General features: G+C 51.9%; 27 protein-coding genes and 3 tRNA genes. 17 read left to right on the top strand and 13 right to left on the bottom strand.

Annotated features, from left to right (window positions below; translation table 11 throughout):
- The first annotated feature begins 31 nt into the window (after positions 1-31).
- Positions 32-445, top strand: coding sequence for a lipoprotein YedD (gene yedD / locus AC4IC4_RS14445; RefSeq protein ID WP_024909765.1), 414 nt, complete (start codon positions 32-34; stop codon positions 443-445).
- A 94-nt stretch (positions 446-539) separates the two neighbouring features.
- Here the strand turns inward: yedD and amyA are convergent, their stop codons facing one another.
- Genes amyA through fliD form a run of 4 tightly spaced genes read right to left on the bottom strand, consistent with a single transcriptional unit; the run spans position 540 to position 4311 of the window.
- The gene (gene amyA / locus AC4IC4_RS14440) at positions 540-2027 is read right to left on the bottom strand and encodes an alpha-amylase (RefSeq protein WP_024909766.1); all 1488 of its coding nucleotides are present in this window, start codon (positions 2025-2027) and stop codon (positions 540-542) included.
- A gap of 52 nt (positions 2028-2079) precedes the next feature.
- Positions 2080-2454 (bottom strand): flagella biosynthesis regulatory protein FliT, encoded by a 375-nt coding sequence (gene fliT / locus AC4IC4_RS14435; protein WP_024909767.1) that lies wholly within the window; start codon positions 2452-2454, stop codon positions 2080-2082.
- A 6-nt stretch (positions 2455-2460) separates the two neighbouring features.
- Positions 2461-2865 carry a flagellar export chaperone FliS gene (gene fliS / locus AC4IC4_RS14430; RefSeq protein WP_023312296.1) on the bottom strand — a complete coding sequence of 135 codons (405 nt, stop codon included), beginning with the start codon at positions 2863-2865 and terminating at the stop codon, positions 2461-2463.
- Positions 2866-2886: 21 nt separating this feature from the next.
- Complete coding sequence (gene fliD, locus AC4IC4_RS14425) at positions 2887-4311, bottom strand: flagellar filament capping protein FliD (protein WP_491471366.1); 1425 nt, start codon at positions 4309-4311, stop codon at positions 2887-2889.
- Positions 4312-4712: 401 nt separating this feature from the next.
- On the opposite strand from fliD, the gene AC4IC4_RS14420 reads away from it, so the two are divergent.
- The 9 genes from AC4IC4_RS14420 (at position 4713) to sdiA (ending at position 12623) form a co-directional block, all read left to right on the top strand.
- The gene (locus AC4IC4_RS14420; RefSeq protein WP_023312294.1) at positions 4713-5537 is read left to right on the top strand and encodes a flagellin N-terminal helical domain-containing protein; all 825 of its coding nucleotides are present in this window, start codon (positions 4713-4715) and stop codon (positions 5535-5537) included.
- Positions 5538-5599: 62 nt separating this feature from the next.
- Complete coding sequence (fliB, locus tag AC4IC4_RS14415) at positions 5600-6805, top strand: flagellin lysine-N-methylase (protein WP_032646306.1); 1206 nt, start codon at positions 5600-5602, stop codon at positions 6803-6805.
- 129 nt (positions 6806-6934) lie between these two features.
- On the top strand, positions 6935-7654 hold the full coding sequence (locus AC4IC4_RS14410; RefSeq protein ID WP_014170714.1) for an RNA polymerase sigma factor FliA: 720 nt from the start codon (positions 6935-6937) through the stop codon (positions 7652-7654).
- A gap of 54 nt (positions 7655-7708) precedes the next feature.
- Complete coding sequence (gene fliZ, locus AC4IC4_RS14405; RefSeq protein WP_008500339.1) at positions 7709-8260, top strand: flagella biosynthesis regulatory protein FliZ; 552 nt, start codon at positions 7709-7711, stop codon at positions 8258-8260.
- An 86-nt stretch (positions 8261-8346) separates the two neighbouring features.
- Positions 8347-9147: a cystine ABC transporter substrate-binding protein gene (gene tcyJ / locus AC4IC4_RS14400; protein WP_023336163.1), complete on the top strand. Its 801-nt coding sequence runs from the start codon at positions 8347-8349 to the stop codon at positions 9145-9147.
- 106 nt (positions 9148-9253) lie between these two features.
- The gene (gene dcyD / locus AC4IC4_RS14395; RefSeq protein ID WP_032646305.1) at positions 9254-10240 is read left to right on the top strand and encodes a D-cysteine desulfhydrase; all 987 of its coding nucleotides are present in this window, start codon (positions 9254-9256) and stop codon (positions 10238-10240) included.
- A 21-nt stretch (positions 10241-10261) separates the two neighbouring features.
- Positions 10262-10930: a cystine ABC transporter permease gene (gene tcyL, locus AC4IC4_RS14390; protein ID WP_014884380.1), complete on the top strand. Its 669-nt coding sequence runs from the start codon at positions 10262-10264 to the stop codon at positions 10928-10930.
- Positions 10927-11679: an L-cystine ABC transporter ATP-binding protein TcyN gene (gene tcyN, locus AC4IC4_RS14385; protein ID WP_008500343.1), complete on the top strand. Its 753-nt coding sequence runs from the start codon at positions 10927-10929 to the stop codon at positions 11677-11679. The genes tcyL and tcyN overlap by 4 nt, the downstream gene beginning before the upstream one ends.
- 221 nt (positions 11680-11900) lie before the next feature.
- A complete protein-coding gene (sdiA, locus tag AC4IC4_RS14380) occupies positions 11901-12623 on the top strand; it encodes a quorum-sensing transcriptional regulator SdiA (RefSeq protein WP_024909771.1) in 723 nt (240 codons plus the stop codon).
- 66 nt (positions 12624-12689) lie between these two features.
- Here sdiA and AC4IC4_RS14375 read toward each other — a convergent pair whose 3' ends face one another.
- Positions 12690-12914 (bottom strand): DUF2594 family protein, encoded by a 225-nt coding sequence (locus AC4IC4_RS14375; protein WP_008500345.1) that lies wholly within the window; start codon positions 12912-12914, stop codon positions 12690-12692.
- Positions 12915-12939: 25 nt separating this feature from the next.
- Entirely contained in the window at positions 12940-12993 is a 54-nt protein-coding gene (locus AC4IC4_RS14370; RefSeq protein ID WP_418885776.1) for a hypothetical protein, read from the bottom strand.
- A 388-nt stretch (positions 12994-13381) separates the two neighbouring features.
- Between AC4IC4_RS14370 and uvrY the strand changes: the two genes are divergently transcribed.
- The 6 genes from uvrY to AC4IC4_RS14340 all read left to right on the top strand — a co-directional run bounded on the left by uvrY (position 13382) and on the right by AC4IC4_RS14340 (position 16918).
- Complete coding sequence (gene uvrY / locus AC4IC4_RS14365) at positions 13382-14038, top strand: UvrY/SirA/GacA family response regulator transcription factor (RefSeq protein WP_013096026.1); 657 nt, start codon at positions 13382-13384, stop codon at positions 14036-14038.
- Positions 14035-15867 (top strand): excinuclease ABC subunit UvrC, encoded by a 1833-nt coding sequence (gene uvrC, locus AC4IC4_RS14360; protein WP_024909772.1) that lies wholly within the window; start codon positions 14035-14037, stop codon positions 15865-15867. Before uvrY ends, uvrC begins: the two co-directional genes overlap by 4 nt.
- A gap of 56 nt (positions 15868-15923) precedes the next feature.
- A complete protein-coding gene (pgsA, locus tag AC4IC4_RS14355) occupies positions 15924-16472 on the top strand; it encodes a CDP-diacylglycerol--glycerol-3-phosphate 3-phosphatidyltransferase (RefSeq protein ID WP_023336158.1) in 549 nt (182 codons plus the stop codon).
- A gap of 152 nt (positions 16473-16624) precedes the next feature.
- Positions 16625-16700 (top strand) — tRNA-Gly (locus tag AC4IC4_RS14350).
- A gap of 46 nt (positions 16701-16746) precedes the next feature.
- A tRNA-Cys gene (locus tag AC4IC4_RS14345) sits at positions 16747-16820 on the top strand.
- Positions 16821-16831: 11 nt separating this feature from the next.
- Positions 16832-16918 (top strand) — tRNA-Leu (locus tag AC4IC4_RS14340).
- 496 nt (positions 16919-17414) lie between these two features.
- Here AC4IC4_RS14340 and AC4IC4_RS14335 read toward each other — a convergent pair.
- Complete coding sequence (locus AC4IC4_RS14335; RefSeq protein ID WP_248244507.1) at positions 17415-18056, bottom strand: hypothetical protein; 642 nt, start codon at positions 18054-18056, stop codon at positions 17415-17417.
- Between the two features lie 672 nt (positions 18057-18728).
- Between AC4IC4_RS14335 and AC4IC4_RS14330 the strand changes: the two genes are divergently transcribed.
- The gene (locus AC4IC4_RS14330; protein ID WP_491471365.1) at positions 18729-19406 is read left to right on the top strand and encodes a DUF2076 domain-containing protein; all 678 of its coding nucleotides are present in this window, start codon (positions 18729-18731) and stop codon (positions 19404-19406) included.
- Between the two features lie 117 nt (positions 19407-19523).
- On the opposite strand, the gene AC4IC4_RS14325 is transcribed toward AC4IC4_RS14330, so the two are convergent.
- The 6 genes from AC4IC4_RS14325 to livM form a co-directional block, all read right to left on the bottom strand.
- Positions 19524-19763, bottom strand: coding sequence for a hypothetical protein (locus AC4IC4_RS14325; protein WP_491471364.1), 240 nt, complete (start codon positions 19761-19763; stop codon positions 19524-19526).
- A complete protein-coding gene (locus AC4IC4_RS14320) occupies positions 19760-20239 on the bottom strand; it encodes a DUF2778 domain-containing protein (protein ID WP_491471363.1) in 480 nt (159 codons plus the stop codon). The genes AC4IC4_RS14325 and AC4IC4_RS14320 overlap by 4 nt, the downstream gene beginning before the upstream one ends.
- Positions 20236-20727, bottom strand: coding sequence for an Hcp family type VI secretion system effector (locus AC4IC4_RS14315; protein WP_024909777.1), 492 nt, complete (start codon positions 20725-20727; stop codon positions 20236-20238). Before AC4IC4_RS14315 ends, AC4IC4_RS14320 begins: the two co-directional genes overlap by 4 nt.
- A 154-nt stretch (positions 20728-20881) precedes the next feature.
- Positions 20882-21598 carry an ABC transporter ATP-binding protein gene (locus AC4IC4_RS14310; protein WP_248165060.1) on the bottom strand — a complete coding sequence of 239 codons (717 nt, stop codon included), beginning with the start codon at positions 21596-21598 and terminating at the stop codon, positions 20882-20884.
- Positions 21595-22470, bottom strand: a complete 876-nt coding sequence (locus tag AC4IC4_RS14305; protein ID WP_491471362.1) for an ABC transporter ATP-binding protein — start codon at positions 22468-22470, stop codon at positions 21595-21597. Before AC4IC4_RS14305 ends, AC4IC4_RS14310 begins: the two co-directional genes overlap by 4 nt.
- Positions 22467-23741 (bottom strand): high-affinity branched-chain amino acid ABC transporter permease LivM, encoded by a 1275-nt coding sequence (gene livM, locus AC4IC4_RS14300; RefSeq protein WP_024909780.1) that lies wholly within the window; start codon positions 23739-23741, stop codon positions 22467-22469. Before livM ends, AC4IC4_RS14305 begins: the two co-directional genes overlap by 4 nt.

Below are 23741 nucleotides of genomic sequence, written 5' to 3'. Positions count from 1 at the left end.
AATATTTTTTTCTTCGAATGCAGGAAAGATGATGAAAAAAATAGCAATTGCTGGCGCGCTGCTGGCACTGACCGGGTGCGTTCAGGTCGATAACTATAACGACGTGATTAAGCATCCTGTCCCGGCGCATCTGGCGGGGTACTGGCAGTCGAAAGGGCCGCAGAGCAACATGGTCAGCCCGAATGCGATTGCCACGCTGGTGGTGACGGAGGAGGGCGATACGCTGGACTGCCGTCAGTGGCAGCGCGTGATTGCCGTGCCGGGTAAAATCATGCTGCGTTCAGACAGTTATTACAACGTGACGCGTAAGCTCGATATCTATCCGCTGGAGCGCGATGGCTTGACGCTTGAGTACGACGGGCTGGAGCTGCAGAAGGTCGATCGTCCAACGGTTGAGTGTGCCGATTACCTGAGCAAGAATCCGCTGGCGAGTAAGCTTCCGTAGCCGTTTTTTTGCCGGGTGGCGGCTTCGCCTGACCCGGCCTACAAAAGTACCGTCCCGTAGGCCGGGTAAGCGTCAGCGCCACCCGGCATTGTTTCTACAGCGCATCCTCTATTACCCACACGCTCACGCTTCCGCCTTTGCAGGTAAAAGTGCCTTCGCCATCCGCCGCCGTAGTGATGGTTTCTTCGCGATTGCCGAGAAAATCCCGCCACGTTTTGTTGCCGTAGTTTTCCCCAAGACAAATCACTTTTTCACCATCGTCCCCGTTTGACATCACCACCACGCAGCCGGGATCGTCATCCGTGCCGCTGCGGCTGAAGGCAATGCAGTTAGGATGGTCGAAAAACAGCGTCTGCACGCCGTGCGCAAAACGCTGACGCGCGAGGATCAGCTCGTGAAGCTGCTCAATGACCGGCATATCAATATGGTACGTTTCACCGTCTCCTCCCGTGTCGTCATAGCTGGCGCCGAAGAGATCCGGATAAAAGACGCTCGGCACGCCATTTTCCCGCAGCAGGATTAGCGCGTAGGCCAGCGGCTTGAACCAGGCTTCGACCGGGGCTTCCAGCGCCTGCAGAGGCTGAGTGTCATGGTTCGCGACGAGGGTGACCGCATGAAACGGATCGGCTTCCACCAGGGTACCGGTGAAGATTTGGCTCATGTCGTAATCCCGGCCCTGACGTGACGCCTCGTGAAATTTCATCTGCAGGGGGGCATCAAACAGCATGGTTTTGCCTTCGACCTGGTCAATATAGGCCTGAAGTTTATCCACCTCGTGGGACCAGTATTCCGCCACGATAAACAGCGGCTGGTCGGCGACCTCCTGGACGTGCTCAATCCACTCTTTGTAAAACCAGGCGGGAATATGCTTAACGGCGTCCAGACGAAAACCGTCGCAGCGCGTCTGTTCCATGACCCAGCGGGCCCAGTATTTGATCTCCTCGGTCACGGCGTGATTGCGAAAGTCGATATTTTCGCCCATCAGGTAATCGAAGTTACCCATCTCATCATCAACCTGATCGTTCCAGCCTTCGCCGGTGTAGTCGTTGACGATTTTAAAGATGCCGTCTTCATCGGGGTTTTCTATATGGTCGACGCCGCTGAAGCATTTGTAGTCCCAGATAAACCGGGAATATTGCCCGGCGCGGGCGGGGAAGGTATAGCGGGTCCAGGCTTCACACTCGATGACCTCGTCATCGATTTGCGTGCGGTCCTGTTCATTCACACGCTGAACGCGGACAGATTCTTTCTCATCGGCACCCATTTTGTGGTTGACCACCACGTCCAGCAGCACGGCAATGTCGTTGCTTTTGAGGGCGTTAATGGCCTCCAGCAGCTGCGCTTTGTCGCCGTATTTCGTGGCAATACTGCCTTTCTGGTCAAACTCGCCGAGATCGAACAGGTCGTAAGAGTCATAGCCAACAGAATACCCGCCGGACGCACCTTTATAGGCGGGCGGCAGCCAGATCATGTTGATGCCGATTTCGTTAAGATTGGGAGCTAACGCCGTGACCTCTCGCCACAATTCACCGCCAGCAGGGTAATACCAGTGAAAACATTGTAACAGGGTGGGGTTTTTCATCATCCTTGCTCCAGAAGCCGGTTGGCAGACTTCTGGAGTATGGATGAAGAAATCATAGTTGTGTGTCGCGGGTAAAACTTTCTGGATAAAGAATATTCCCTGACAGCTTTCCATAGGTAGAAGTGATGGATTGCTGTTTACCGGTTTGATCAATCAGACTGCGCAGTTCGTCCATGCGGACTTTCAACAGTGCCTTTAGCGCATTCTCATTTTCAAGGATCATTTCCAGCAGCGCACGCGCTTGCTCAACCTGAGCCGGAGGGCATGACATGATGGGCGTTTGCGAAATCTTTTCCACCAGTTGAACGTAATGCATTTCCTGCTCGATAAGCGCATCCCATTGACCAGAATGTGCGAGATTTAGCATAGCAATGCTCTGAGCATGTAGCGCCTGCCAGTGGCTAAGCGCTGCGCTGGGATTATTCATCAAAAATTATCCTGATATAGAGGACGCATTGGGGCCGATTTGCTTCCACGCATCCGCAATGTTGTTTAATAAACCCTCGACTTCAACAATTGCGTCTACGTCATTACTGACATTCGCCAGTAACAAACGTCGAACCATATATTCGTACAAGGAGGCAAGGTTACCGGACAACTCGCTCTCAACCTCCATGTTCAGTCCTGCTTTTAAACCGTTGTCGATGATGTTGATGGCTTTGGATAAGGCTTCGCCTTTTTCGCGAATTTGTCCGGCTTCCATGAACAAACGCGCGCGAACAAGGGCGCTATGCGCCCCGTCGAACAACATGACAATCAGCTGGTGTGGACTGGCATTCATGACTGCGCTTTCGACTCCTATCTGCTGATAGGATTGAACACCAGAGGTCTTATACATATCCACTCCTGAAGGCTACGACTACTTTTGTGAGAACTGTTGGGTCAGGTAGTTGGCTGTACTGGTCATTTTGGTGACTAATACGTCCAGACTGGTGAACTGGGTTTTGTAACGTGCCATGGTGGCTTCAATTTGAGCATCCATGGCATCGTAACGTTCGCCCAGCGTTTTCAGCGTTTTGTTGATCCCGTCTTTCGCGTTCTGGATCACCCCGGCGCTGCCGGTACTGGTGCTGAGCATGGTGGTCAGCGTGTTGTTCATCTGGGTCGCCATACCGGTTTTCTTTCCGTCACCGACAAAATACTGCTGTACGGCGTTCGGGTTGTCGGTCAGCGCTTTTTTCAGCTTATCGGTGTCGACTTTCAGGTTACCGACGGTACCGTCCGCGCCTTTCACCGGGTCCTGGGTAATCCCCAACTGGGCCATGATCTGAATGGAGCCGGTCTGCACTTCGGTCAGCAGGCCGCGCAGCTGAGACTGAACCCCACGCACGTTCGCATCACCGACCAGCGCGCCGTTGCTGGTAGACTGGCTGCCAGAGCCTGCATCGACTGGCACATATTTCGTCAGGCTGTTAATGGTGGACTGCAGCGAGTTGTACGCCGTGACCCAGTCCGTAATCGCCTTCTGGTTTGCATCCGTTGCGCGCGAAACCTCAAGAGTTTCATCGGCTTTGCTTTCGGCCTTCACTGAGAAGGTGACGCCAGGCAGCGCATCGGTAATGGTATTCGACTGGCGCTCGATAGAGATGTTGTTCACCACAACAATCGCGTTCTGCGCGTCGGTGTTTACCGTCAGCGCGCCCGTTTTGGTGGTTGAGTCGTAGCCAATGGCGCTTTGCAGCTTGGCGTCGCCAGTGACGCTGACGGTCATCGCACCATCGGTACCGGTGGTTTTTGATGACAGCATCAGGCGGTAATCACCGTCTTTCGCTTTAATGACGCTGGCGGTAACGTTGCCGTTCGCTTTATTAATGGCGCTCGCGATCCCGGCCAGAGACGTATCGCCATCGGCCAGCGTGACCTCTAAAGGCGTTTTCGTGCCCGGCTGGGTGATGGTGATTTTACGCGTTGTACCTGTCGTATCGCCGAGCAGATCCGTGTTGTTTGCATAGGAGCCGGTAGTGAGCGCCTGTGCTTTTGCAACCTGGTTGACGTTAACCACAAAGGAACCCACGGACGCGTCAGCCGTTGTGGTGGCAGTAAAGGCCGTGTTGGTGCTGCTAACGGACGTTGAGTTCCAGGTGGTTGCTTTACCCAGTGCAGCGGTCGCAGTCTGCAGCGATGTCATGGCGCTCTGCAGCTTGCCGTAAGCACTTAGCTGTGCGTTATACGTTGATTGCTGGGAAGTAATCGTCGTCAGCTTGGTTTTCTCTGCCGCTTCCAACTGATTATATAAATCCCCGAGTCCTGCAGAACCTATCCCGAGGTTACTGATAGTAGCCATGCATATTTTCCTTAAAATACGAAAGTAGTTCAGGACTCTTATCGGCCTCTCAAGGTAAAAGTTTACGATGGCGAGAAAAAAATAATCCAAAGAATAGACGCGTCCTGGCGGGGTAAATGAAAGGATTGCACTTTAGGGTCATTATCACTGCATTGAAAACACGAATAAGTGTGTGCCTTTTTTGCCATCTCTTTGTGCATTTAAAAAGCGTAAATAATAAGCCTCTGGCGGACCTTAATTGATTTTTTAAAAATAAAATCATTAATAATCATCAGCTTGTAATTTTTTCAAAATTGATTCTAAAGTCTTTTGGGGACCCGTCGATAACCTTGTTGACGGTGAGAGACGCTGTGAGTGTTAGGCACCGGACCTAAAACCCAATTTTTGAAGGAAACAAAATTATGGCAGTTATCAATACTAACCTGTTGTCCCTGACCACTCAGAACAACCTGAACAAATCTCAGTCTTCTCTGGGCACTGCTATCGAGCGTCTGTCTTCCGGTCTGCGTATTAACAGCGCGAAAGACGATGCTGCTGGCCAGGCGATTGCAAACCGCATGACCGCTCAGATCAAAGGGATGACCCAGGCTGCACGTAACGCCAACGACGGTATCTCCATGGCGCAGACTGCTGAAGGTTCTCTGAACGAAATCAACAACAACTTGCAGCGTGTTCGTGAACTGGCTGTTCAGGCAAGCAACGGCACCAACAGCGCATCTGACCTGGCTTCTCTGCAGGATGAAGTTACCGCTCGTCTGGCTGAAATCGACCGTGTTGCGGGCAAAACTGACTTCAACGGCATCAAACTGCTGGACGGCACTGCAGGTACTGCTGGTGTGGTTAAAATTCAGGTTGGCGTTAACGACGGCGACACCATCAACCTGGATCTGAGCGGCGCTAAAGCTGACTCTACTACTCTGGGCGTGAACGCTATCGACCTGAAAGCAATGACCGCTACTGACCTGAACACCATCGACAAAGCTATCGCTACCGTTGATAAAGCACGTTCTGGTCTGGGTGCTGTGCAGAACCGCTTCACTTCTGCAATCAACAACCTGAACAACACCTCTAACAACCTGTCTGCTGCTCAGTCCCGTATCCAGGACGCTGACTACGCAACTGAAGTTTCCAACATGTCCCGCGCGCAGATCCTGCAGCAGGCTGGTACTTCTGTTCTGTCTCAGGCAAACCAGGTTCCACAGACCGTTCTGTCTCTGCTGCGTTAATATTACGCGTGAAACCCCGCTTCGGCGGGGTTTTTTTATCTCTGCTATTTGAGAATCCGCCTGTGAAACAAATCAGTGTCACTCAACCAAAGCTGGTCGCAGATTTTTCATGTGTCGGTGGGGAATGCCGTGAACATTGTTGTCAGGGCTGGACCATCGCGTTTGATAAATCCTCCGTTAACCGCTACCTGAACAGTAAAAATGCCGCCATTCGTCATACGGCGAAAACGGCGATAAAAGTTACCAAAAAACAGTATGGCAACTGGGGCGAAGTGATTTTCCATACGGAAAGTAAAAACTGCCCGTTTATGGATACTGAAAAACTCTGTTCTATTCATAGCGCCATGGGCGCGCAGGCGTTAAGCCCAACCTGTTCGTCGTTTCCACGGACAAACCGGGTCTATAAAAATGAAATCGAAAAATCGCTGAACCTCTCGTGTCCGGAAGTGACCCGACTTCTGTTGAACGATCGGGAGTCTATGTCGATGATGGAATCTGTCATTGTCCAGCAGGACGTCAATACTGCGCCAATGATTGATTTAAAAGCAAAGGTCATCAATCTCTTCTGCCAGAACCTTTTCAGCGTTGAAGCGGTCTGCGTTGAAGAGCAGGTTTACGCCGTGGTGAAATTCCTCATGGTGGCTGAAAAGCTCGAGAATCTCGAAGAGAATATCGGCACGCTTGAAACGGTTTATTTCTCACTGGTTAACGAACTGGTGAGCGGTAAAATCAAAACGGAACTGGGCGGGTTTAATCAGAACTACAGCCTGAAATTCGCGTTAATTTCACTTATCCAGAGCTACTTTACGAAGAAAGCGACCGCTCGCGGCGGCGCGGTATTAAACCGTTATTTTACTCAGCTTTATCAACAGTTCGAATCTGTCGGTGATGCCGTACCGGCAGAGAAGGTCATGGAGAACATCGAGTCCGTCTGGCGCGATGTGGCGGGCAGTTACCTGGCGACCAATGACCATTTATTTAAGAACTTTTTTAAATACAAACTCTGGGAGCAGGGCTTCCCACAGAACAATGGCCGCAGCATGTTGAATAATCTTTATTTAATCGTTGCGGAGTTCTATTTCCTGAAAACGTTACTTGCCGGTCAGGCTCTCGTGGCGGGAAAAATTGAACAAGATAATATTATTGATGTTATTTACAGCTTCCACTCCCTTAGCCAGCATAATCAGGAAGCGGGAAAGCTCTTTCATCAACATATAGATAGCGTCAAGCTGGGCGACGATCTTTCATTGTTACAACTGTTAATTTAGGCAGAAAAGTTGCCCCTGTTGTGGGCAACCTCAGAATAACCTCATTTTATCCCCCTTTTTCATCCAATTGAACGCCCTGCAGAATCGGATAATCATGCCGATAACTCAACTAACGCAGGGCTGTTTATCGTGAATTCACTCTATACCGCTGAAGGTGTAATGGATAAACACTCGCTGTGGCAGCGTTATGTCCCGCTGGTGCGTCACGAAGCATTGCGCCTCCAGGTGCGCTTGCCGGCGAGCGTGGAACTCGACGATCTGCTACAGGCGGGCGGTATCGGGTTATTGAATGCAGTTGACCGATACGACGCTCTGCAAGGAACGGCATTTACGACTTACGCAGTTCAGCGTATTCGTGGTGCGATGCTGGACGAGCTGCGCAGCCGCGACTGGGTGCCGCGCAGTGTTCGCCGCAACGCGCGCGAAGTGGCGCATGCGATGGGGCAGCTGGAACAGGAACTGGGACGTAACGCAACGGAAACCGAAGTGGCGGAACGTCTTGGCATTGCTGTTGAAGAGTATCGTCAGATGTTGCTCGATACCAATAATAGCCAACTCTTCTCTTATGACGAGTGGCGCGAAGAGCATGGCGATAGCATCGAGCTGGTGACGGATGAGCACCAGCAAGAAAACCCGTTACACCATTTAATGGAAGGGAATTTACGCCAGCGCGTCATGGAGGCTATTGAAGCTCTGCCTGAACGCGAACAGCTGGTATTGACCCTTTATTACCAGGAAGAGCTTAACCTCAAAGAGATTGGCGCTGTTCTGGAGGTGGGAGAGTCGCGGGTGAGCCAGCTGCACAGCCAGGCCATTAAACGCTTACGAACCAAGCTGGGTAAGTTATAGGTGATTGATTCACCTGAAAAATGCCGCACAACGTATTGACAACCAGGAGTTATCATGACGGTGCAGCAATCTAAAAGACGGCCTTTAAGCCGCTACCTGAAAGACTTTAAACACAGCCAGACGCATTGCGCCCACTGTAACAAGTTACTCGATCGTATCACGCTGGTTCGCCGGGGCGAAATCGTCAATAAGATTGCGATTTCGCGTCTCGACACGTTGATGGACGAAGCAGCATGGCTCGAAGAGCAAAAAGAGTGGGTGGCGCTTTGCCGTTTCTGTGGGGATCTCCACTGCAAAGAGCAAAGCGACTTCTTCGACATCATCGGCTTCAAGCAATTCCTGTTTGAACAAACGGAGATGAGCCACGGCACCGTTCGCGAATATGTGGTTCGCCTGCGTCGCCTTGGGCAACATCTGACCGTAAACAATATTTCTCGTGATCTGCTGAAAACCGGTTATCTGGATGAAAATCTGGAGCCGTGGCTGCCTGCGACCAGCACCAATAACTACCGAATTGCGCTGCGCAAGTATGCGCAATACAAGGTACAAATGCCGGGTGCCATAAAGCAGAAAGCCCACGCCGGAACAACTTCTGATATATATTAAAAAAGAATAAGATGTAGCGCAGTCGCCTTTGACGTTACAGGCGATTTCTCTACACTACGTAAAAATTCCACTATATCGGGGTATTTATGAAATTTGCACTTCTGGGTCGTCAGGCGCTGATGGGTGTTATGGCCGTTGCGCTGGTTGCGGGCATGAGCGTGAAAACGTTCGCCGCAGAAAACCTGCTGAATAAAGTAAAAGAGCGCGGTACGCTGCTGGTCGGGCTGGAAGGAACGTATCCTCCGTTCAGCTTCCAGGGCGATGACGGTAAGCTGACCGGTTTTGAAGTGGAGTTTGCTGAAGAGCTGGCGAAGCACCTCGGCGTTAAAGCGTCACTGAAACCGACCAAATGGGACGGTATGCTGGCGTCGCTGGATTCCAAACGTATTGATGTGGTGATTAATCAGGTGACCATTTCTGACGAGCGTAAGAAAAAGTATGACTTCTCTACGCCGTACACCGTGTCCGGTATTCAGGCGCTGGTGAAGAAAGGCAACGAAGGCGGGATTAAAACTGCCGCAGACCTGAAAGGGAAGAAAGTCGGTGTTGGTCTGGGGACTAACTACGAAGAGTGGCTGCGCCAGAACGTGCAGGGCGTGGATATCCGCACCTATGATGATGACCCGACGAAATACCAGGATCTGCGCGTGGGCCGTATCGACGCCATTCTGGTTGACCGCCTGGCAGCGCTGGATCTGGTGAAGAAAACCAACAACACCCTGGCGGTAGCGGGTGATGCGTTCTCTCGTCAGGAATCAGGCGTGGCCGTGCGTAAAGGTAACGAAGACCTGGTCAAAGCGATTGATTCCGCGATTGCTGACATGCAAAAAGACGGAAGCCTGAAAGCGCTCTCCGAGAAGTGGTTCGGTGCAGACGTCACGAAATAAGTTTCTGACGTAAAAAAAGGCGCTTTTAAAAGCGCCTTTTTTATTTCTTTCGCGTCTGCGTGCATAATGAAAAATATCACATTTTGTCAGAGTTACCGGAGAACCCATGTCACTACAGAATTTAACGCGCTTTCCTCGCCTGGAGTTTATCGGTGCGCCGACGCCGCTGGAGTACCTGCCGCGATTTTCTGATTATTTAGGGCGCGATATTTTTATTAAGCGTGATGACGTGACGCCCATGGCGATGGGGGGCAATAAGCTGCGTAAGCTGGAGTTTCTGGCGGCGGACGCCCTGCGCGAGGGCGCGGATACGCTCATCACTGCCGGGGCTATCCAGTCCAACCACGTTCGTCAGACGGCGGCAGTGGCGGCAAAGCTCGGACTCCATTGCGTGGCATTGCTGGAAAACCCGATTGGCACGCGGGCAGAAAACTATCTCACCAACGGTAACCGTCTGCTGCTGGACCTGTTTAATGTACAGGTCGAAATGGTGGATGCGTTGACCGACCCGACCGCCCAGCTTGATGAGCTGGCGACGCGTCTGGAAGCGCAGGGTTTCCGCCCCTACGTTATCCCTGTTGGCGGTTCGAATGCGCTGGGCGCGCTGGGGTATGTGGAAAGTGCGCTGGAAATTGCCCAACAGTGCGAGGGCGCGGTGGGCCTCTCCTCCGTGGTGGTCGCGTCCGGCAGTGCAGGCACGCATGCCGGGCTGGCGGTAGGGCTGGAGCAACTGCTGCCGGACGTCGAGCTGATTGGCGTGACGGTGTCCCGTAGCGTCGCGGATCAGAAGCCGAAAGTGGTGACTTTACAGCAGGCGGTCGCCGCGCAGCTGGAGCTGAAGGCAAAGGCCGATATTCTGCTCTGGGATGACTATTTTGCGCCGGGTTACGGCACGCCGAACGAAGAGGGCATGGAAGCGGTGAAACTGCTGGCCCGCCTCGAGGGGATACTGCTCGATCCGGTGTATACCGGCAAAGCGATGGCCGGACTGATTGATGGCATTGCGCAGAAACGCTTTAAGGATGAAGGGCCGATTTTATTTGTCCATACAGGCGGGGCGCCTGCGCTGTTTGCCTACCATCCTCATGTCTAAAAGTCAGGTCGAAAAATAATAATGCAAGAAAGTATTCAACTGGTTATTGATTCTCTGCCGTATCTGCTGAAAGGTGCGGTATTTACGTTACAGCTCAGTATCGGCGGGATGTTCTTCGGGCTGGTACTGGGATTTGTGCTGGCCTTAATGCGCATGTCACCCATCCTGCCGGTGCGCTGGCTGGCGCGTTTTTATATCTCCGTCTTTCGCGGTACGCCGCTTATCGCCCAGCTCTTTATGATCTACTACGGCTTACCGCAGTTTGGTATCGAGCTGGATCCGATTCCCGCAGCGATGATTGGTCTGTCGCTCAATACTGCGGCGTACACCTCTGAAACCCTGCGTGCGGCCATCTCCTCCATTGACAAAGGGCAGTGGGAAGCGGCGGCCAGTATCGGGATGACGCCATGGCAGACGCTTCGCCGGGCCATTCTGCCGCAGGCGGCGCGCGTGGCGCTTCCACCGCTGAGCAACAGCTTCATCAGTCTGGTGAAAGATACTTCCCTGGCGGCAACGATTCAGGTACCGGAGCTGTTCCGTCAGGCACAGCTCATCACCTCCCGTACGCTTGAAGTTTTTACTATGTATCTGGCTGCCTCGCTGATTTACTGGGTGATGGCGACGGTGCTGTCTGCCCTGCAAAACTATTTCGAAAACCAGCTTAACCGCCAGGAGCGTGATCCAAAATGAGTGCTATCGACGTCAAAAACCTGGTGAAAAAATTCCACGGTCAAACGGTGCTCCACGGGATCGATCTTGAAGTCGAGCAGGGCGAAGTGGTGGCAATCATTGGGCCGAGCGGCTCAGGGAAAACCACGCTGCTGCGCAGCATTAACCTGCTTGAACAGCCGGAAGGCGGCACCATTCGGGTCGGGGAGATAACGATTGATACCGGGAAATCCATCAGCCAGCAGAAAGGGTTGATTCGCCGTCTGCGCCAGCATGTCGGCTTCGTTTTCCAGAACTTCAACCTCTTCCCGCACCGTACGGTGCTGGAGAACATTATTGAAGGGCCGGTTATCGTTAAAGGTGAGCCTAAAGAGGAAGCGACGGCGCGCGCTCGCGAGCTGCTGGCCAAAGTCGGGCTGGCGGGGAAAGAGACCAGCTATCCGCGGCGTCTGTCGGGAGGGCAACAGCAGCGCGTGGCGATAGCGCGCGCGCTGGCGATGCGCCCGGACGTGATCCTTTTTGATGAACCGACCTCTGCGCTCGATCCGGAACTGGTGGGTGAGGTGCTGAACACCATTCGCCAGCTGGCGCAGGAAAAACGGACGATGGTGATCGTGACGCATGAGATGAGCTTTGCCCGCGATGTTGCTGACAGAGCCATCTTCATGGATCAGGGGCGGATTGTGGAGCAGGGGCCGGCGAAAAGCTTATTCGCCAACCCTCAACAGCCGCGAACCCGTCAGTTCCTTGAAAAATTCCTTATGCAGTAGCATTTTTGCACGCATTTGCTCCAGAAAATTACCCTGGAGCAAATTATTCTCCCTCTTTGTGAAGGCCTCTGTTTTTTTATTCCATCCGGCTCGGGTAAACCTTATCGATAGTAAAGTTAATTGTGCTATTGCCGATATTTTGTGGTTAGAAAAAAGTTTTCTGTGTTAGCTTATATTCACCATAATAATGATTATCTGTTCAGAGGCTTCATTTAGTAAGTATGAAGGATTTAGACTTTTTCACCTGGCGACGGGATTGCTCCCTCCGGTTTCAGGAGTTGACCTGTGCCGCCGAGGTATATCAGGAGCTGGAGCGACAAACTCAGGCGCTGGAATTCGATTATTACGCGCTTTGCGTGCGCCATCCCGTGCCATTTACACGCCCTAAGATCTCCCTGCAAACCACTTACCCCAAGCTGTGGATGGCGCAATATCAATCCGCGAACTATTTCGCGATCGATCCGGTTTTAAAAGCGGAGAATTTCATTCAGGGGCATCTCCCCTGGACAGACGCATTATTCGCTGAGGCGCAGGAATTATGGCATAGCGCCCAGGACCACGGTTTACGCGCGGGAATAACGCAGTGCCTGATGCTGCCAAATCATGCGCTCGGCTTCCTCTCTGTTTCTCGTACACGTGTACAGGAAGGGCCATTATCCCATGAGGAAATAGAACTGCGGTTGCAAATGCTGGTGCAAATGGCCTTAACCTCTCTGATGCGTTTTGACCATGAGATGGTCATGCCACCCGAAATGAAATTCAGCAAGCGCGAACGTGAAATTCTGAAATGGACTGCGGAAGGGAAGACGTCAGCGGAAATAGCGATCATTCTCTCGATCTCAGAGAATACCGTTAACTTCCATCAGAAGAATATGCAGAAGAAATTTAACGCGCCCAATAAGACCCAGATCGCATGCTATGCGGCGGCAACGGGACTGATCTGACTCCGTAAAACGTTCTGCGTGACAGACGAGCGAACGGCTGAATGCACTGCATCCAGCCGTTTTTTGTTACTGGCGGTACGCTTGCTTGATTTGCTTAACGGTGTTAGCAAATACCGCTGATTCAGCCTGGTCTTCCATCTCCGCGATTTGTTTTTCCATTTTAATGATCACACGACCGGCATCAGCCTGGCCCATCGCCTGCAGCATCAGCGTCAGCAGTGCTTTCAGGCAGTTTACTTCCTGTGCCAGTTCCTGGTTATTCTCCGCAGTGGCAAATTCAGGTGTGCTCATTTATTTTCCTCATTATTAAACGGCGCTAAAGCGCGACGACGAAAGTCAAGGCGGCGGAGTATACCACAAGCTGAAGCAAAAAATGCAGCGGTTGTTTTTCGTACTTTTACGTGGATGTTTAATTGCGTAAACAGAACGTACCGGTAAACTGAAGCGCTGTTACAGGCTATTAATTGCTTATGCCCGGCTCGCTTGCCGTTAATTATTGTTACAAAAATTTGAGATCTGTTTTTTTTGCAGGGAAAGCCTGCAAGTTTTTTGTAACTTTTTGAATACAGATGATTAAAAAAAGCCGCAAGAGCCCTAAAAACACGGCCTCTCTTTCCACCGCCTGTACAGGCTAATTTCCAAAAACGAGAGCAAAATCGAATAGCCGGTTTTTTAACGTTTTAATCTTGTCAGGAAAACCGTTAATATAAACCAAATTATCACTCAGTAGCGTTATCCCTATTCTGGAGACATTTCCTTTGATCAACGTCCTTCTTGTTGATGACCACGAACTGGTGCGCGCAGGGATACGACGCATTCTTGAAGATATTAAAGGTATTAAAGTTGCCGGTGAGGCATGCTGTGGTGAAGATGCGGTAAAATGGTGCCGTACTAACTCCGCCGATGTGGTGCTGATGGATATGAACATGCCCGGTATCGGTGGTCTTGAGGCAACACGCAAAATCGCGCGTACCTTTGTAGACACCAAAGTCATCATGCTGACCGTGCATACCGAAAATCCACTGCCCGCGAAAGTAATGCAGGCGGGGGCCGCGGGTTACCTGAGTAAAGGTGCTGCACCGCAGGAAGTCGTCAATGCTATCCGTTCCGTGTTTGCCGGACAGCGTTATATTGCGTCCGACATCGCTCAGCAGATGGCGCTGAGTCAGATTGAGCCCGAGAAAACCGAATCACCGTTTGCCAGTTTGTCCGAGCGTGAATTGCAGATTATGCTGATGATCACCAAAGGTCAGAAGGTGAATGAGATCTCGGAACAGCTGAATCTCAGCCCGAAAACGGTAAACAGCTATCGTTATCGGATGTTCAGTAAACTGAACATTCATGGTGACGTCGAACTGACGCATCTGGCCATCCGACATGGTTTGTGTAATGCGGAGACGTTGTTAAGTCAGTGAGTGATGTGTTCGATTCAAAAGCATTTCTGAAAACCGTAACCAGCCAGCCTGGCGTCTATCGCATGTATGACGCTGGCGGTACGGTTATCTATGTGGGGAAGGCTAAAGATCTTAAAAAACGTCTCTCCAGCTATTTTCGCAGCAATCTGGCCTCCCGTAAGACCGAAGCGCTGGTCTCACTCATTCAGAATATTGATGTTACCGTCACGCATACAGAGACAGAAGCGCTGCTGCTTGAGCACAACTATATTAAGCTCTACCAGCCGCGCTATAACGTCCTGTTGCGGGATGATAAATCCTACCCGTTTATCTTTCTGAGCGGCGACACCCATCCGCGCCTCGCCATGCATCGCGGGGCAAAACATGCGAAGGGTGAATATTTCGGGCCGTTCCCTAACGGTTATGCCGTGCGTGAAACGCTGGCGCTGCTGCAAAAAATCTTCCCGATCCGCCAGTGTGAAAACAGCGTTTACCGTAACCGCTCGCGCCCGTGCCTGCAGTACCAGATTGGCCGCTGCCTGGGACCGTGCGTGGCCGGACTGGTGAGTGAAGAAGAGTATGCGCAGCAGGTGGATTATGTGCGCCTGTTCTTAGCCGGAAAAGACGATCAGGTCTTAACGCAGCTGATCGCGCGGATGGAAAAAGCCAGCGCTGCTCTGGAGTTCGAAGAGGCAGCGCGTATTCGCGACCAGATTCAGGCGGTGCGCAGAGTCACGGAGAAACAGTTTGTCTCGAATACCGGTGACGATCTTGATGTCATCGGCGTCGCCTTTGACGCCGGGATGGCCTGCGTGCACGTTCTTTTCATTCGACAGGGCAAAGTGCTCGGCAGCCGCAGCTATTTTCCGAAGGTCCCTGGCGGTACCGAGCTGGGTGAAGTGGTGGAAACCTTTGTCGGCCAGTTCTATCTGCAGGGGAGCCAGATGCGCACGTTGCCTTCTGAGATCCTGCTCGATTTTAATCTTGACGATAAAACCCTGCTGGCTGATTCGCTCTCTGAACTGGCGGGCCGCCGGGTGAATGTTCAAACCAAACCGCGCGGCGATCGTGCGCGTTATCTCAAGCTGGCGCGAACCAACGCGGCGACGGCACTCACCACTAAGCTGTCGCAGCAGTCGACGGTGCACCAGCGTTTAACGGCCCTGGCGGCGCTGCTGAAGCTTCCGGAAGTGAAACGGATGGAGTGTTTCGACATCAGTCATACGATGGGGGAACAGACGGTAGCGTCCTGCGTGGTGTTTGATGCGAATGGCCCACTGCGAGCCGAGTATCGCCGCTATAACATCACCGGGATCACGCCGGGTGATGACTATGCGGCGATGAATCAGGTGCTGCGTCGTCGCTATGGTAAAGCCATAGAGGAGAGCAAAATCCCGGATGTGATCCTGATTGACGGCGGGAAAGGGCAGCTCGGCCAGGCGAAAGCAGTATTTGAGTCGCTTGATGTCAGCTGGGATAAAAACCATCCGCTGCTGCTGGGTGTCGCAAAAGGGGCCGATCGTAAGGCCGGGCTGGAGACATTGTTCTTCGAGCCGGAAGGTGAGGGCTTCAGTCTGCCACCGGACTCCCCGGCGCTGCACGTCATCCAGCATATTCGCGATGAATCGCACGATCACGCCATCAGCGGTCACCGCAAAAAACGGGCGAAGGTGAAAAACACCAGTTCACTGGAGACGATCGAAGGCGTGGGGCCAAAACGTCGTCAGATGCTGCTGAAGTATATGGGCGGATTGCAAGGATTACTCAACGCCAGCATGGAGGAAATTGCAAAAGTGCCGGGTATTTCGCAAGGGCTGGCAGAAAAGATCTACTACTCGTTGAAACATTGAGGGCTCTGTAGCAACATAGAGCTAAATTTTACTGACAACAAATAGTTACCGTCACTATGCAATATAATATCCCTACGTTGCTCACTCTTTTTCGTGTTGTACTCATCCCGTTCTTTGTGCTGGCGTTTTACCTGCCGGTTGTCTGGGCACCTTTTGCCTGCGCATTGCTCTTCCTGATCGCAGCGGTAACAGACTGGTTTGATGGCTATCTGGCGCGCCGCTGGAATCAAAGCACCCGTTTCGGTGCCTTCCTCGATCCGGTGGCGGACAAAGTGATGGTCGCTATCGCCATGGTGCTGGTGGCCGAGCACTATCATACCTGGTGGGTAACGCTGCCTGCGGCAACCATGATCGGCCGTGAGATCATCATCTCTGCACTGCGCGAGTGGATGGCGGAGCTGGGGAAACGCAGCAGCGTAGCGGTCTCGTGGATTGGTAAAGTCAAAACGACGGCGCAGATGGCGGCGCTGGTCTGGATGCTCTGGCGTCCGAACGCCTGGGTTGAGTGGGCGGGGATTGGCCTCCTGTGGGTCGCGGCAGTGCTGACCCTGTGGTCTATGCTGCAATATTTGAACGCTGCGCGCGGGGATTTGCTTGATCAGTGATCGTTTCGCCGTAAATTTCAGCAAACGATCCGGGGATGTAAAAAATAACGTTGACTCATAACGTCATATCAGTAGAATGCAACGCATCGAACGGCGGCACAGTCAGCCGGACGATAATGAAATCAAGTGGTTAGACAATTACTTGATGACATGCGGGAATAGCTCAGTTGGTAGAGCACGACCTTGCCAAGGTCGGGGTCGCGAGTTCGAGTCTCGTTTCCCGCTCCAGATTAAAGACATGCGCAGTAGCGGGTGTCAGCTTTAAAGATTTAACGGCGCGTTAGCAAAGCGGTTATGTAGCGGATTGCAAATCCGTCTAGTCCGGTTCGACTCCGGAACGCGCCTCCACTTTCTTCCCTGGCCGGATGGTGGAATCGGTAGACACAAGGGATTTAAAATCCCTCGGCGTTCGCGCTGTGTGGGTTCAAGTCCCACTCCGGCTACCATGGGAAAAGTAGAATAAAATCAATGATAAGCAGTGTCGTGTAAACCACCGAAAGGTGGTTTTTTATTGTCTTTTTTTCACCATTCATCTTCGACACAAGAAGAGGGCATTACTGCCCCGCGAGCATCAACCAAACACGCACCACGCGATAAGCTACCAGCTGATTTCATCCCATCCGATGCTTTTCCGTCATCTCATTATGGTAGGAAGCAGTTAACCCTGACCCTCCAACGCCAGGCGCACCAATCGGTGGGCTTTTTGATGGAGTATGAGCAATTGAGGTCTTCAACGTTCGTCAAAAACCTTGAGTATCGCAATTCGGTATATAAAGTAACCAAGGACAATGAGAGCACCAGACGCTGCACCCCAGATAAAACGGGATTCGTCTTTTGAAAATGAAAAGAAGTAAATACAGGACAATAGCCCCGCAGAAGCAATTCCCATTCCCAACCCGCGCAAAATTCGGGATGCTATTAACTTGATAATGTCCTGAGCGTTCATAACCCACCAAAAAAGTATTTACATACTTCGTTAAATTCATGCTTGTTTACATCTGCTACGCTGCATGCGTCAAGAAAAGGTTTCAATTTTTCTTCAACAAGAAAATACAGAAGATCTAAATCACCCATACTCTTAAGTCGGTAGTAGAGTACAGGGTTCTGGTTTTCAAGCTTTCTAGCCGTATAGATAGCTCTCGATGTTTCTGCGCCAATCGTGAGAGCGCTTCCGATGACCACGCCAGCGGCGAACGAGGTCATAATGCGTGACGATACGGCAGCACCTAGTTTTACTCCGGTTAGCTCAGCGAATATGAATTTACCAGCCATTACGCCGGTAAAATTTTGTGCAATCCCCTGAATATTATCCATGTTAACTTTTGACATGAACTCTCTGATTACGGCGTTAACTATTTTTTGAGCTTCCTGATTAACCGATATTCCTCGTTTGAGCATGTTCGCCATCCTCACACGATCATCAAAATTAGCATGGCGATGAGCCGTGTCTATGAAGTCATAACCGAGGTAATACATGCTAACCGGAAAAGAGAGCATTCCCTGCGCTACAGAAATCAGGAAGCCGGAATCGCCAGCATCCAGACTCTTCAGCATCCTTTTTGCCAGGGATTTCGCGCTGTCCATTTCTAACCTTCCTTATGGTTTTTGTTTTTGTAACATACAGAATAATAATGAGGATACTACGAAAAAGAAAATGCAAAAGCCCCACCGAGTTGAGGGGGGATTGTAGTGTTACACTTTTGTCGAAGCGTCGACGCCATGTAGACGCTGTTTTTGAAGCAGCCATTCAAACGCTTGACCTTCCGCTTGATTGTGAGAAAAACTGAATTTAGCTTTCCAAAAATAGTGGCAGCAGAAGTGCAACCATCACCAGTGATTACCCTATAAGAGAGTCTTACGTATCATAAATTCATGATACGTAAGACTCTCTTATAGTTTTTAAAATCCCTCGGCGTTCGCGCTGTGTGGGTTCAAGTCCCACTCCGGCTACCATGGGAAAACAAAGAATAATCAAAGCAATAAGCAGTGTCGTGAAACCACCGAAAGGTGGTTTTTTTGTGCCTCCAGTTTAGCGCGAAGTGAGCGTATCTCATCGTCATCACGATCGCGCTGTGCCCGGGAATTTGCTACCATACCAGAATGTTAAGCCTAACTCTCTAATATCAAGCCCGGAAAGCAGGGCGATTTTCAGCTAACTTGCAACCAATCTTAAACAAACATTTCACTCCCCAGACACAGATTGCCGTCGCTGATAAACTGGTTGGTATCCACCCTGGAGAGCGGAAGGTTATTGTCATGCAATATGAAGAACAGCAGCTTATCAACGGCCTTTTCGAGCGTCTGAAACAGGCCGGACAACAAAACAGCCAACGGGACGCAGATGCAGAGCGTCAGATCGCTGAATTCGTCAGGCAGCAGCCTGCGGCCCCCTACTATATGGCGCAATCGATTTTGATTCAGGAAGCGGCCCTGAAACGCCTGCAGACCCGCGTTCAGGAGCTTGAAAGCGAATTAGCCGCGCAAAAAAGCAAACCCTCGACGGGCGGCAGTTTCCTCGGCGGCCTGTTTGGTGGTGGGAAAAGTAACCCGCAGCCTGACAACAGCTGGAATGCCCAGCCGCAGCAGCCACCGGCGCAGGATTACTCACGGGCGCCAGCGCCGGCTACTCGCGGCGGCGGTTTTATGGCTGGCGCACTCCAGACAGCCGCTGGCGTGGCCGGTGGCATCGCGCTGGCCGAGATGCTTACCAGCATGTTCCATCAGTCGCGGCCGGAAGAGATCGTGAACATCATCGAAGAACCGACAATGCCCGTCGGTGGTGAACCGTTTGTCGGTAATCAATACGGCGACGTTAATAACGTCTCTGACACCCGTTTCCTCAACCAGGACGATCCGTTCGGCAATAATAACGACACCTGGCAGAACGACGATGTAGATGACGACTACAGCAATGACGACGACAGTTTTATTTAACGACGTTATCGTGAAACCACAGAAATGAAGTGAACCCCAAAGTTGGACATCCAACTTTAGGGGTTTTGCGTTTCCGAGTCAAAAAAGCCTTCGAGGCTAAGCCTGAAGGCTCATAAGTCACATTCTTTTTACTGCTTTTCTTACTAACAAACCTGTAAGTACTGCCGGAAGCAATCCAAACAAAGAGGCGATATCGACTAACGTATCCTCCAGTGCTTCTATCCCGTATGTGCCGAAATGATCCATCACGGCATAAGCCCATTCGGCAGGTATCAAAATAAAAAGCCAGCGCGTGTATAAAAGAAAACTGATAAGACCGATTGCAAGGCTTAAGGTGATTTCTATAAAAGTCCTCATGTTACTGTTATTGTCCCGTAAGCTTTAAAGCTCGTGCAAGGTACTGGCATCATAGTTGTTTTCATAAGAGCTTCGAACAAGTAATCAAAGTCACTCAGATGAAGAAGGGTTATACAGCCTTCGCTTAACCCTCTTGGTCCTATAGGATGGAGGCGGAAATGGCCACGCCGGACACCTTCAACAAATACTTGATCATCTATCTGCCAGTCATCTTTGTATAAGGCAAACCATTTTGAGCGATCGGTACCATAAATATTTTTCAGGGCAAAATCACTTAGTCCACCGAGCCTGCCTCCGCTCTGTCGGTTCACGATGAAGTAACGTCCAGGCGGGATTGGCCCGATTTCTGGTTTGCTTGCCATAGTCGGATTGTTTCTGCCATAGAGTTGGCCTGAGAATGCCGGAAAGTTTCCTACCCCCGGAACGGTAAGAATAGATGACGGTAAGCCATTCAATGCATAGCGAGCAATAATCATGCTGTAACCCGAATATTCCAGCCGTCAGTAAACTGGATATTCCCGTCGCAGTGCTTCCATGTGATTTTCTCATAACGCAGTTCTATCGCCTCAAGGTGATTGTGTTTTTCCATTGAGGGATTTTTTACGTTATGCATTACAGGCGTGATCCCTACGATTTTCACATTTTCTAAAAGCATGTTGAAATACTCAACTTCCTGCCCTGCATCGTTTATACGGTACCATTTGATTTCAGCTGACTTTAGGGTCTGGCCAGTTGCTACAGCCCGGTAAAGGTAAGGCGAGGATGAATCAAACTCTTTTTCGATTGTTAGTGGGGAGTGGACGCGGGTACCGGTTAGTTTCCCCGTATTGCCATCGGTTGGAATGTGTAAACCATGGCCAAACGATAAAACCTCAATGCTACCTTCACGGTGCTGAACATCTACAGAACCTGTGATATTCGCACCTCCGTCATCTTTAAGCCAAAGATATGCAGGTATAGCCATTCTGAACGCTCCTTTTCAGTGAGTTTGACGTTATTGTCAGAGACTAATAAATCAACAAACCCAGGCCTTCTCAAGGCATTGCGTGCTATACTTTTCGTGAATATCTCATTGTTATTTATATGAAATTACTCCTAATGGTTCCTTAGGTATCAAATCACACCCCGCCCAAATACGCCTTCCTCACCTCCTGATTCCCCAGCAGCTCCTCACCGCTGCCGCTCAGCCGGATCTGCCCGTTAACCATTACATACCCGCGGTCAGACAGCTTCAATGCATGGTGCGCATTCTGCTCCACCAGAAAGATGGTCATGCCGCTGCGGGCCAGCTCACGCAGCGTCTGGAAGATCTGTTTAACCACAATCGGAGCTAAGCCCAGGCTCGGTTCATCCAGCAGCAGCAGCTTCGGACGGCTCATCAGCGCCCGGGCGATCGCCAGCATCTGCTGTTCCCCGCCGGACATGGTCATCGCGCGCTGTTTACGCCGCTCTTTAAGACGAGGGAAAAGGTCAAACATGGTTTGCATATCTTCAGCGGCAAACTGGCTGCCGATGGGAATGGTCCCCATCAGCAGGTTCTCTTCAACGGTCATATCCGGGAAAATTCGTCTGCCTTCCGGCGCCTGCGCAATGCCGCCGGACGCGACGTAGTGGGTGGATTTATGGCTGATATCTTCACCGCCGAAAAGGATCTGTCCGTTGCGGATACGAGGCTGACCAAAGATGGACATCAGCAATGTCGATTTACCCGCGCCGTTTGCGCCAATCAGCGCCACGGTTTCACCCTTATTCACCTCGAGGGAGACCTGCTTCAGCGCCTGAATGACGCCGTAAAACACATCCACCTCGCGAAAAGCCAGCAGCGGTTCGTTCATAGGGTGACCTCGCTTTCGTCCGTGCCCAGATAGGCGGCAATGACCTTTTCGTCATGCTGGATCTGCTCGGGTTTTCCTCTGGCAATCACATCGCCGTGGTCGAGCACGATAATGTCGTCCGAAATCTCCATCACCATCCCCATATCATGCTCAATCAGTAATACCGTGATGTCATGGTGATCCCGCAGAAAGCGAATAATGCTGCTCAGCTTATGCGTTTCAACCGGGTTCAGCCCTGCGGCGGGTTCATCCAGACAGATCATTTCTGGCCCGGTGCACATTGCCCGCGCAATTTCCAGACGCCGCTGCTGGCCGTACGACATCTCTCCCGCCAGGCGATTGGCGCACTCCACCAGATCCACCACTTCCAGCCAGTAGAAGGCTCTGTCCAGGGCGTCGCTTTCCGCCCGCCGGTAGGACGGCGTATTCAGGATCCCGGCGAGCAGATTGCGGTTCACCCGCATATGCTGCGCCACCAGCAGATTTTCCACGACCGACATTTCGCGAAAAAGACGGATATTTTGAAACGTGCGCGCCAGCCCTGCGCGGTTGACCAGATGCGTTCCGCCAAACATTTTGTAGAACAGACGTTGCCCTAACTGCGCGGGGTTAATCCAGTCACCTGGCTGGAATTTTTGTCCAAGGACCTGAATCACGTTGGTCGTTTTATTGCGGGTGTTAAACAAAATGTTGCCGCCGGAGGCCCTGTAGAAGCCCGTCAGGCAGTTAAACACGGTTGTTTTTCCCGCCCCGTTTGGCCCAATCAGGGCGGTAATGGAGCCGCGCTGCACGTCCAGGTTGACGTCGTTTAGCGCCTTAATCCCACCAAAGTGCATCATCAAATGTTCAACGCGTAATATCGTTTCGTTCATGGCGCGACGCCCTTACGCACGGCAAACCCGCTGCGATTAATGCGGATCAAACCGCGTGGACGCCAGATCATCATCACCACCATCAGCATGCCAAACAGCAGGACTCGGTACTCGGCAAAACTGCGCAGCAGTTCCGGCGTGACCGTGAGCACAAAGGCGGCCAGCACCACGCCCAGCGTCGAGCCCATACCGCCCAGTACCACAATGGCGAGGATCAGTGCCGATTCAAAGAAGGTAAAGGAGGTTGGATTCACGAACCCCTGATAGGTGGCGAAAAACACCCCGGCAATGCCCGCGGTCGACGCGCCCAGCGTAAAGGCGGACAGCTTAACCAGAACATGATTTAACCCCATTGAGCGGCAGGCAATTTCGTCTTCACGCAGGGCTTCCCACGCCCGACCAATCGGCATCCGCGTCAGGCGGTGCTTAATGTAGAGCACCAGCATCACCACCAGGAACAGTACCGCGTAGATAAAAATAAACTTCATGTTCGGGTTGTAGGTCAGGTGGAAAAATTCGTGGAAGGGCACGCCGCCTTCTTTCGCGCGTCGTCCAAATTCCAGACCGAAAAAGGTGGGGGGAGGGGCCGACACGCCATTGGGTCCGCCGGTGAAGGTCAGCCAGTTGTTCAGTATCAGGCGAATAATCTCCCCGAACCCGAGGGTGACGATGGCCAGATAGTCACCGTGCATGCGCAGTACCGGGAAACCGAGCAGGGCGCCTGCGGCGGCGGCCATGATTGCCGCCAGCGGCAGCATACTCCAGAAGCCTAAGCCGAGATACTGGTACCCCAGCGCCAGACCGTACGCCCCAATCGCGTAGAACGCGACATATCCCAGATCCAGCAGACCGGCCAGGCCTACGACGATGTTCAGCCCCAGACCGAGAAGCACGTAGATCAGCCCGAGAATGGCGACGGTCAGCACATATTTAGTGGCGACAAACGGAAAGCAAATCGCAAGGGTAATCACCAGAGGAATAATCCAGCGCATGCGGCTTTTGTATTCCGGCGGCCGGACATATACGCCCGCGCTGTCGGCCTCGAAGCGCGCCTGGAAACGGGCCCCCGGGGCGGTACCTAAAAAGGCGCTCAACAGAAAGCGTCCGAACATGACGATGCCAACCATCCAGGCCAGTCGCTGCCCGGCGAAGTTAAAGCTGTACCCGTCCAGCACCACGCCCGCGATGGGGCCGAAGATAATCAGCGCAATCAGCCCGGAAAAAATCGCGTCCAGAATGCAGCGTTTAAGTGAAAAACCGTGTGATGTCAT

The sequence above is a fragment of the Enterobacter sp. Taxon_2 genome (assembly GCF_058355295.1).
Note: the sequence above shows the minus strand (reverse complement) of the source record. Positions and strands in the feature narration are given on the sequence as shown.

What these genes read in the sequence shown, in the direction of transcription:
- AC4IC4_RS14330 (WP_491471365.1), top strand. Translation starts at nt 18,729, where the DNA reads ATGCAATATGAAGAACAGCAGCTTATCAACGGCCTTTTCGAGCGTCTG.
- AC4IC4_RS14420 (WP_023312294.1), top strand. Translation starts at nt 4,713, where the DNA reads ATGGCAGTTATCAATACTAACCTGTTGTCCCTGACCACTCAGAACAAC.
- AC4IC4_RS14305 (WP_491471362.1), bottom strand. Translation starts at nt 22,470, where the DNA reads ATGAACGAAACGATATTACGCGTTGAACATTTGATGATGCACTTTGGT.
- tcyN (WP_008500343.1), top strand. Translation starts at nt 10,927, where the DNA reads ATGAGTGCTATCGACGTCAAAAACCTGGTGAAAAAATTCCACGGTCAA.
- fliT (WP_024909767.1), bottom strand. Translation starts at nt 2,454, where the DNA reads ATGAATAATCCCAGCGCAGCGCTTAGCCACTGGCAGGCGCTACATGCT.
- yedD (WP_024909765.1), top strand. Translation starts at nt 32, where the DNA reads ATGAAAAAAATAGCAATTGCTGGCGCGCTGCTGGCACTGACCGGGTGC.
- AC4IC4_RS14325 (WP_491471364.1), bottom strand. Translation starts at nt 19,763, where the DNA reads ATGAGGACTTTTATAGAAATCACCTTAAGCCTTGCAATCGGTCTTATC.
- pgsA (WP_023336158.1), top strand. Translation starts at nt 15,924, where the DNA reads ATGCAATATAATATCCCTACGTTGCTCACTCTTTTTCGTGTTGTACTC.
- AC4IC4_RS14335 (WP_248244507.1), bottom strand. Translation starts at nt 18,056, where the DNA reads ATGGACAGCGCGAAATCCCTGGCAAAAAGGATGCTGAAGAGTCTGGAT.
- fliS (WP_023312296.1), bottom strand. Translation starts at nt 2,865, where the DNA reads ATGTATAAGACCTCTGGTGTTCAATCCTATCAGCAGATAGGAGTCGAA.
- AC4IC4_RS14315 (WP_024909777.1), bottom strand. Translation starts at nt 20,727, where the DNA reads ATGGCTATACCTGCATATCTTTGGCTTAAAGATGACGGAGGTGCGAAT.
- fliZ (WP_008500339.1), top strand. Translation starts at nt 7,709, where the DNA reads ATGACGGTGCAGCAATCTAAAAGACGGCCTTTAAGCCGCTACCTGAAA.
- dcyD (WP_032646305.1), top strand. Translation starts at nt 9,254, where the DNA reads ATGTCACTACAGAATTTAACGCGCTTTCCTCGCCTGGAGTTTATCGGT.
- amyA (WP_024909766.1), bottom strand. Translation starts at nt 2,027, where the DNA reads ATGAAAAACCCCACCCTGTTACAATGTTTTCACTGGTATTACCCTGCT.
- tcyJ (WP_023336163.1), top strand. Translation starts at nt 8,347, where the DNA reads ATGAAATTTGCACTTCTGGGTCGTCAGGCGCTGATGGGTGTTATGGCC.
- AC4IC4_RS14320 (WP_491471363.1), bottom strand. Translation starts at nt 20,239, where the DNA reads ATGATTATTGCTCGCTATGCATTGAATGGCTTACCGTCATCTATTCTT.
- tcyL (WP_014884380.1), top strand. Translation starts at nt 10,262, where the DNA reads ATGCAAGAAAGTATTCAACTGGTTATTGATTCTCTGCCGTATCTGCTG.
- AC4IC4_RS14375 (WP_008500345.1), bottom strand. Translation starts at nt 12,914, where the DNA reads ATGAGCACACCTGAATTTGCCACTGCGGAGAATAACCAGGAACTGGCA.
- AC4IC4_RS14310 (WP_248165060.1), bottom strand. Translation starts at nt 21,598, where the DNA reads ATGAACGAACCGCTGCTGGCTTTTCGCGAGGTGGATGTGTTTTACGGC.
- fliD (WP_491471366.1), bottom strand. Translation starts at nt 4,311, where the DNA reads ATGGCTACTATCAGTAACCTCGGGATAGGTTCTGCAGGACTCGGGGAT.
- sdiA (WP_024909771.1), top strand. Translation starts at nt 11,901, where the DNA reads ATGAAGGATTTAGACTTTTTCACCTGGCGACGGGATTGCTCCCTCCGG.
- livM (WP_024909780.1), bottom strand. Translation starts at nt 23,741, where the DNA reads ATGACATCACACGGTTTTTCACTTAAACGCTGCATTCTGGACGCGATT.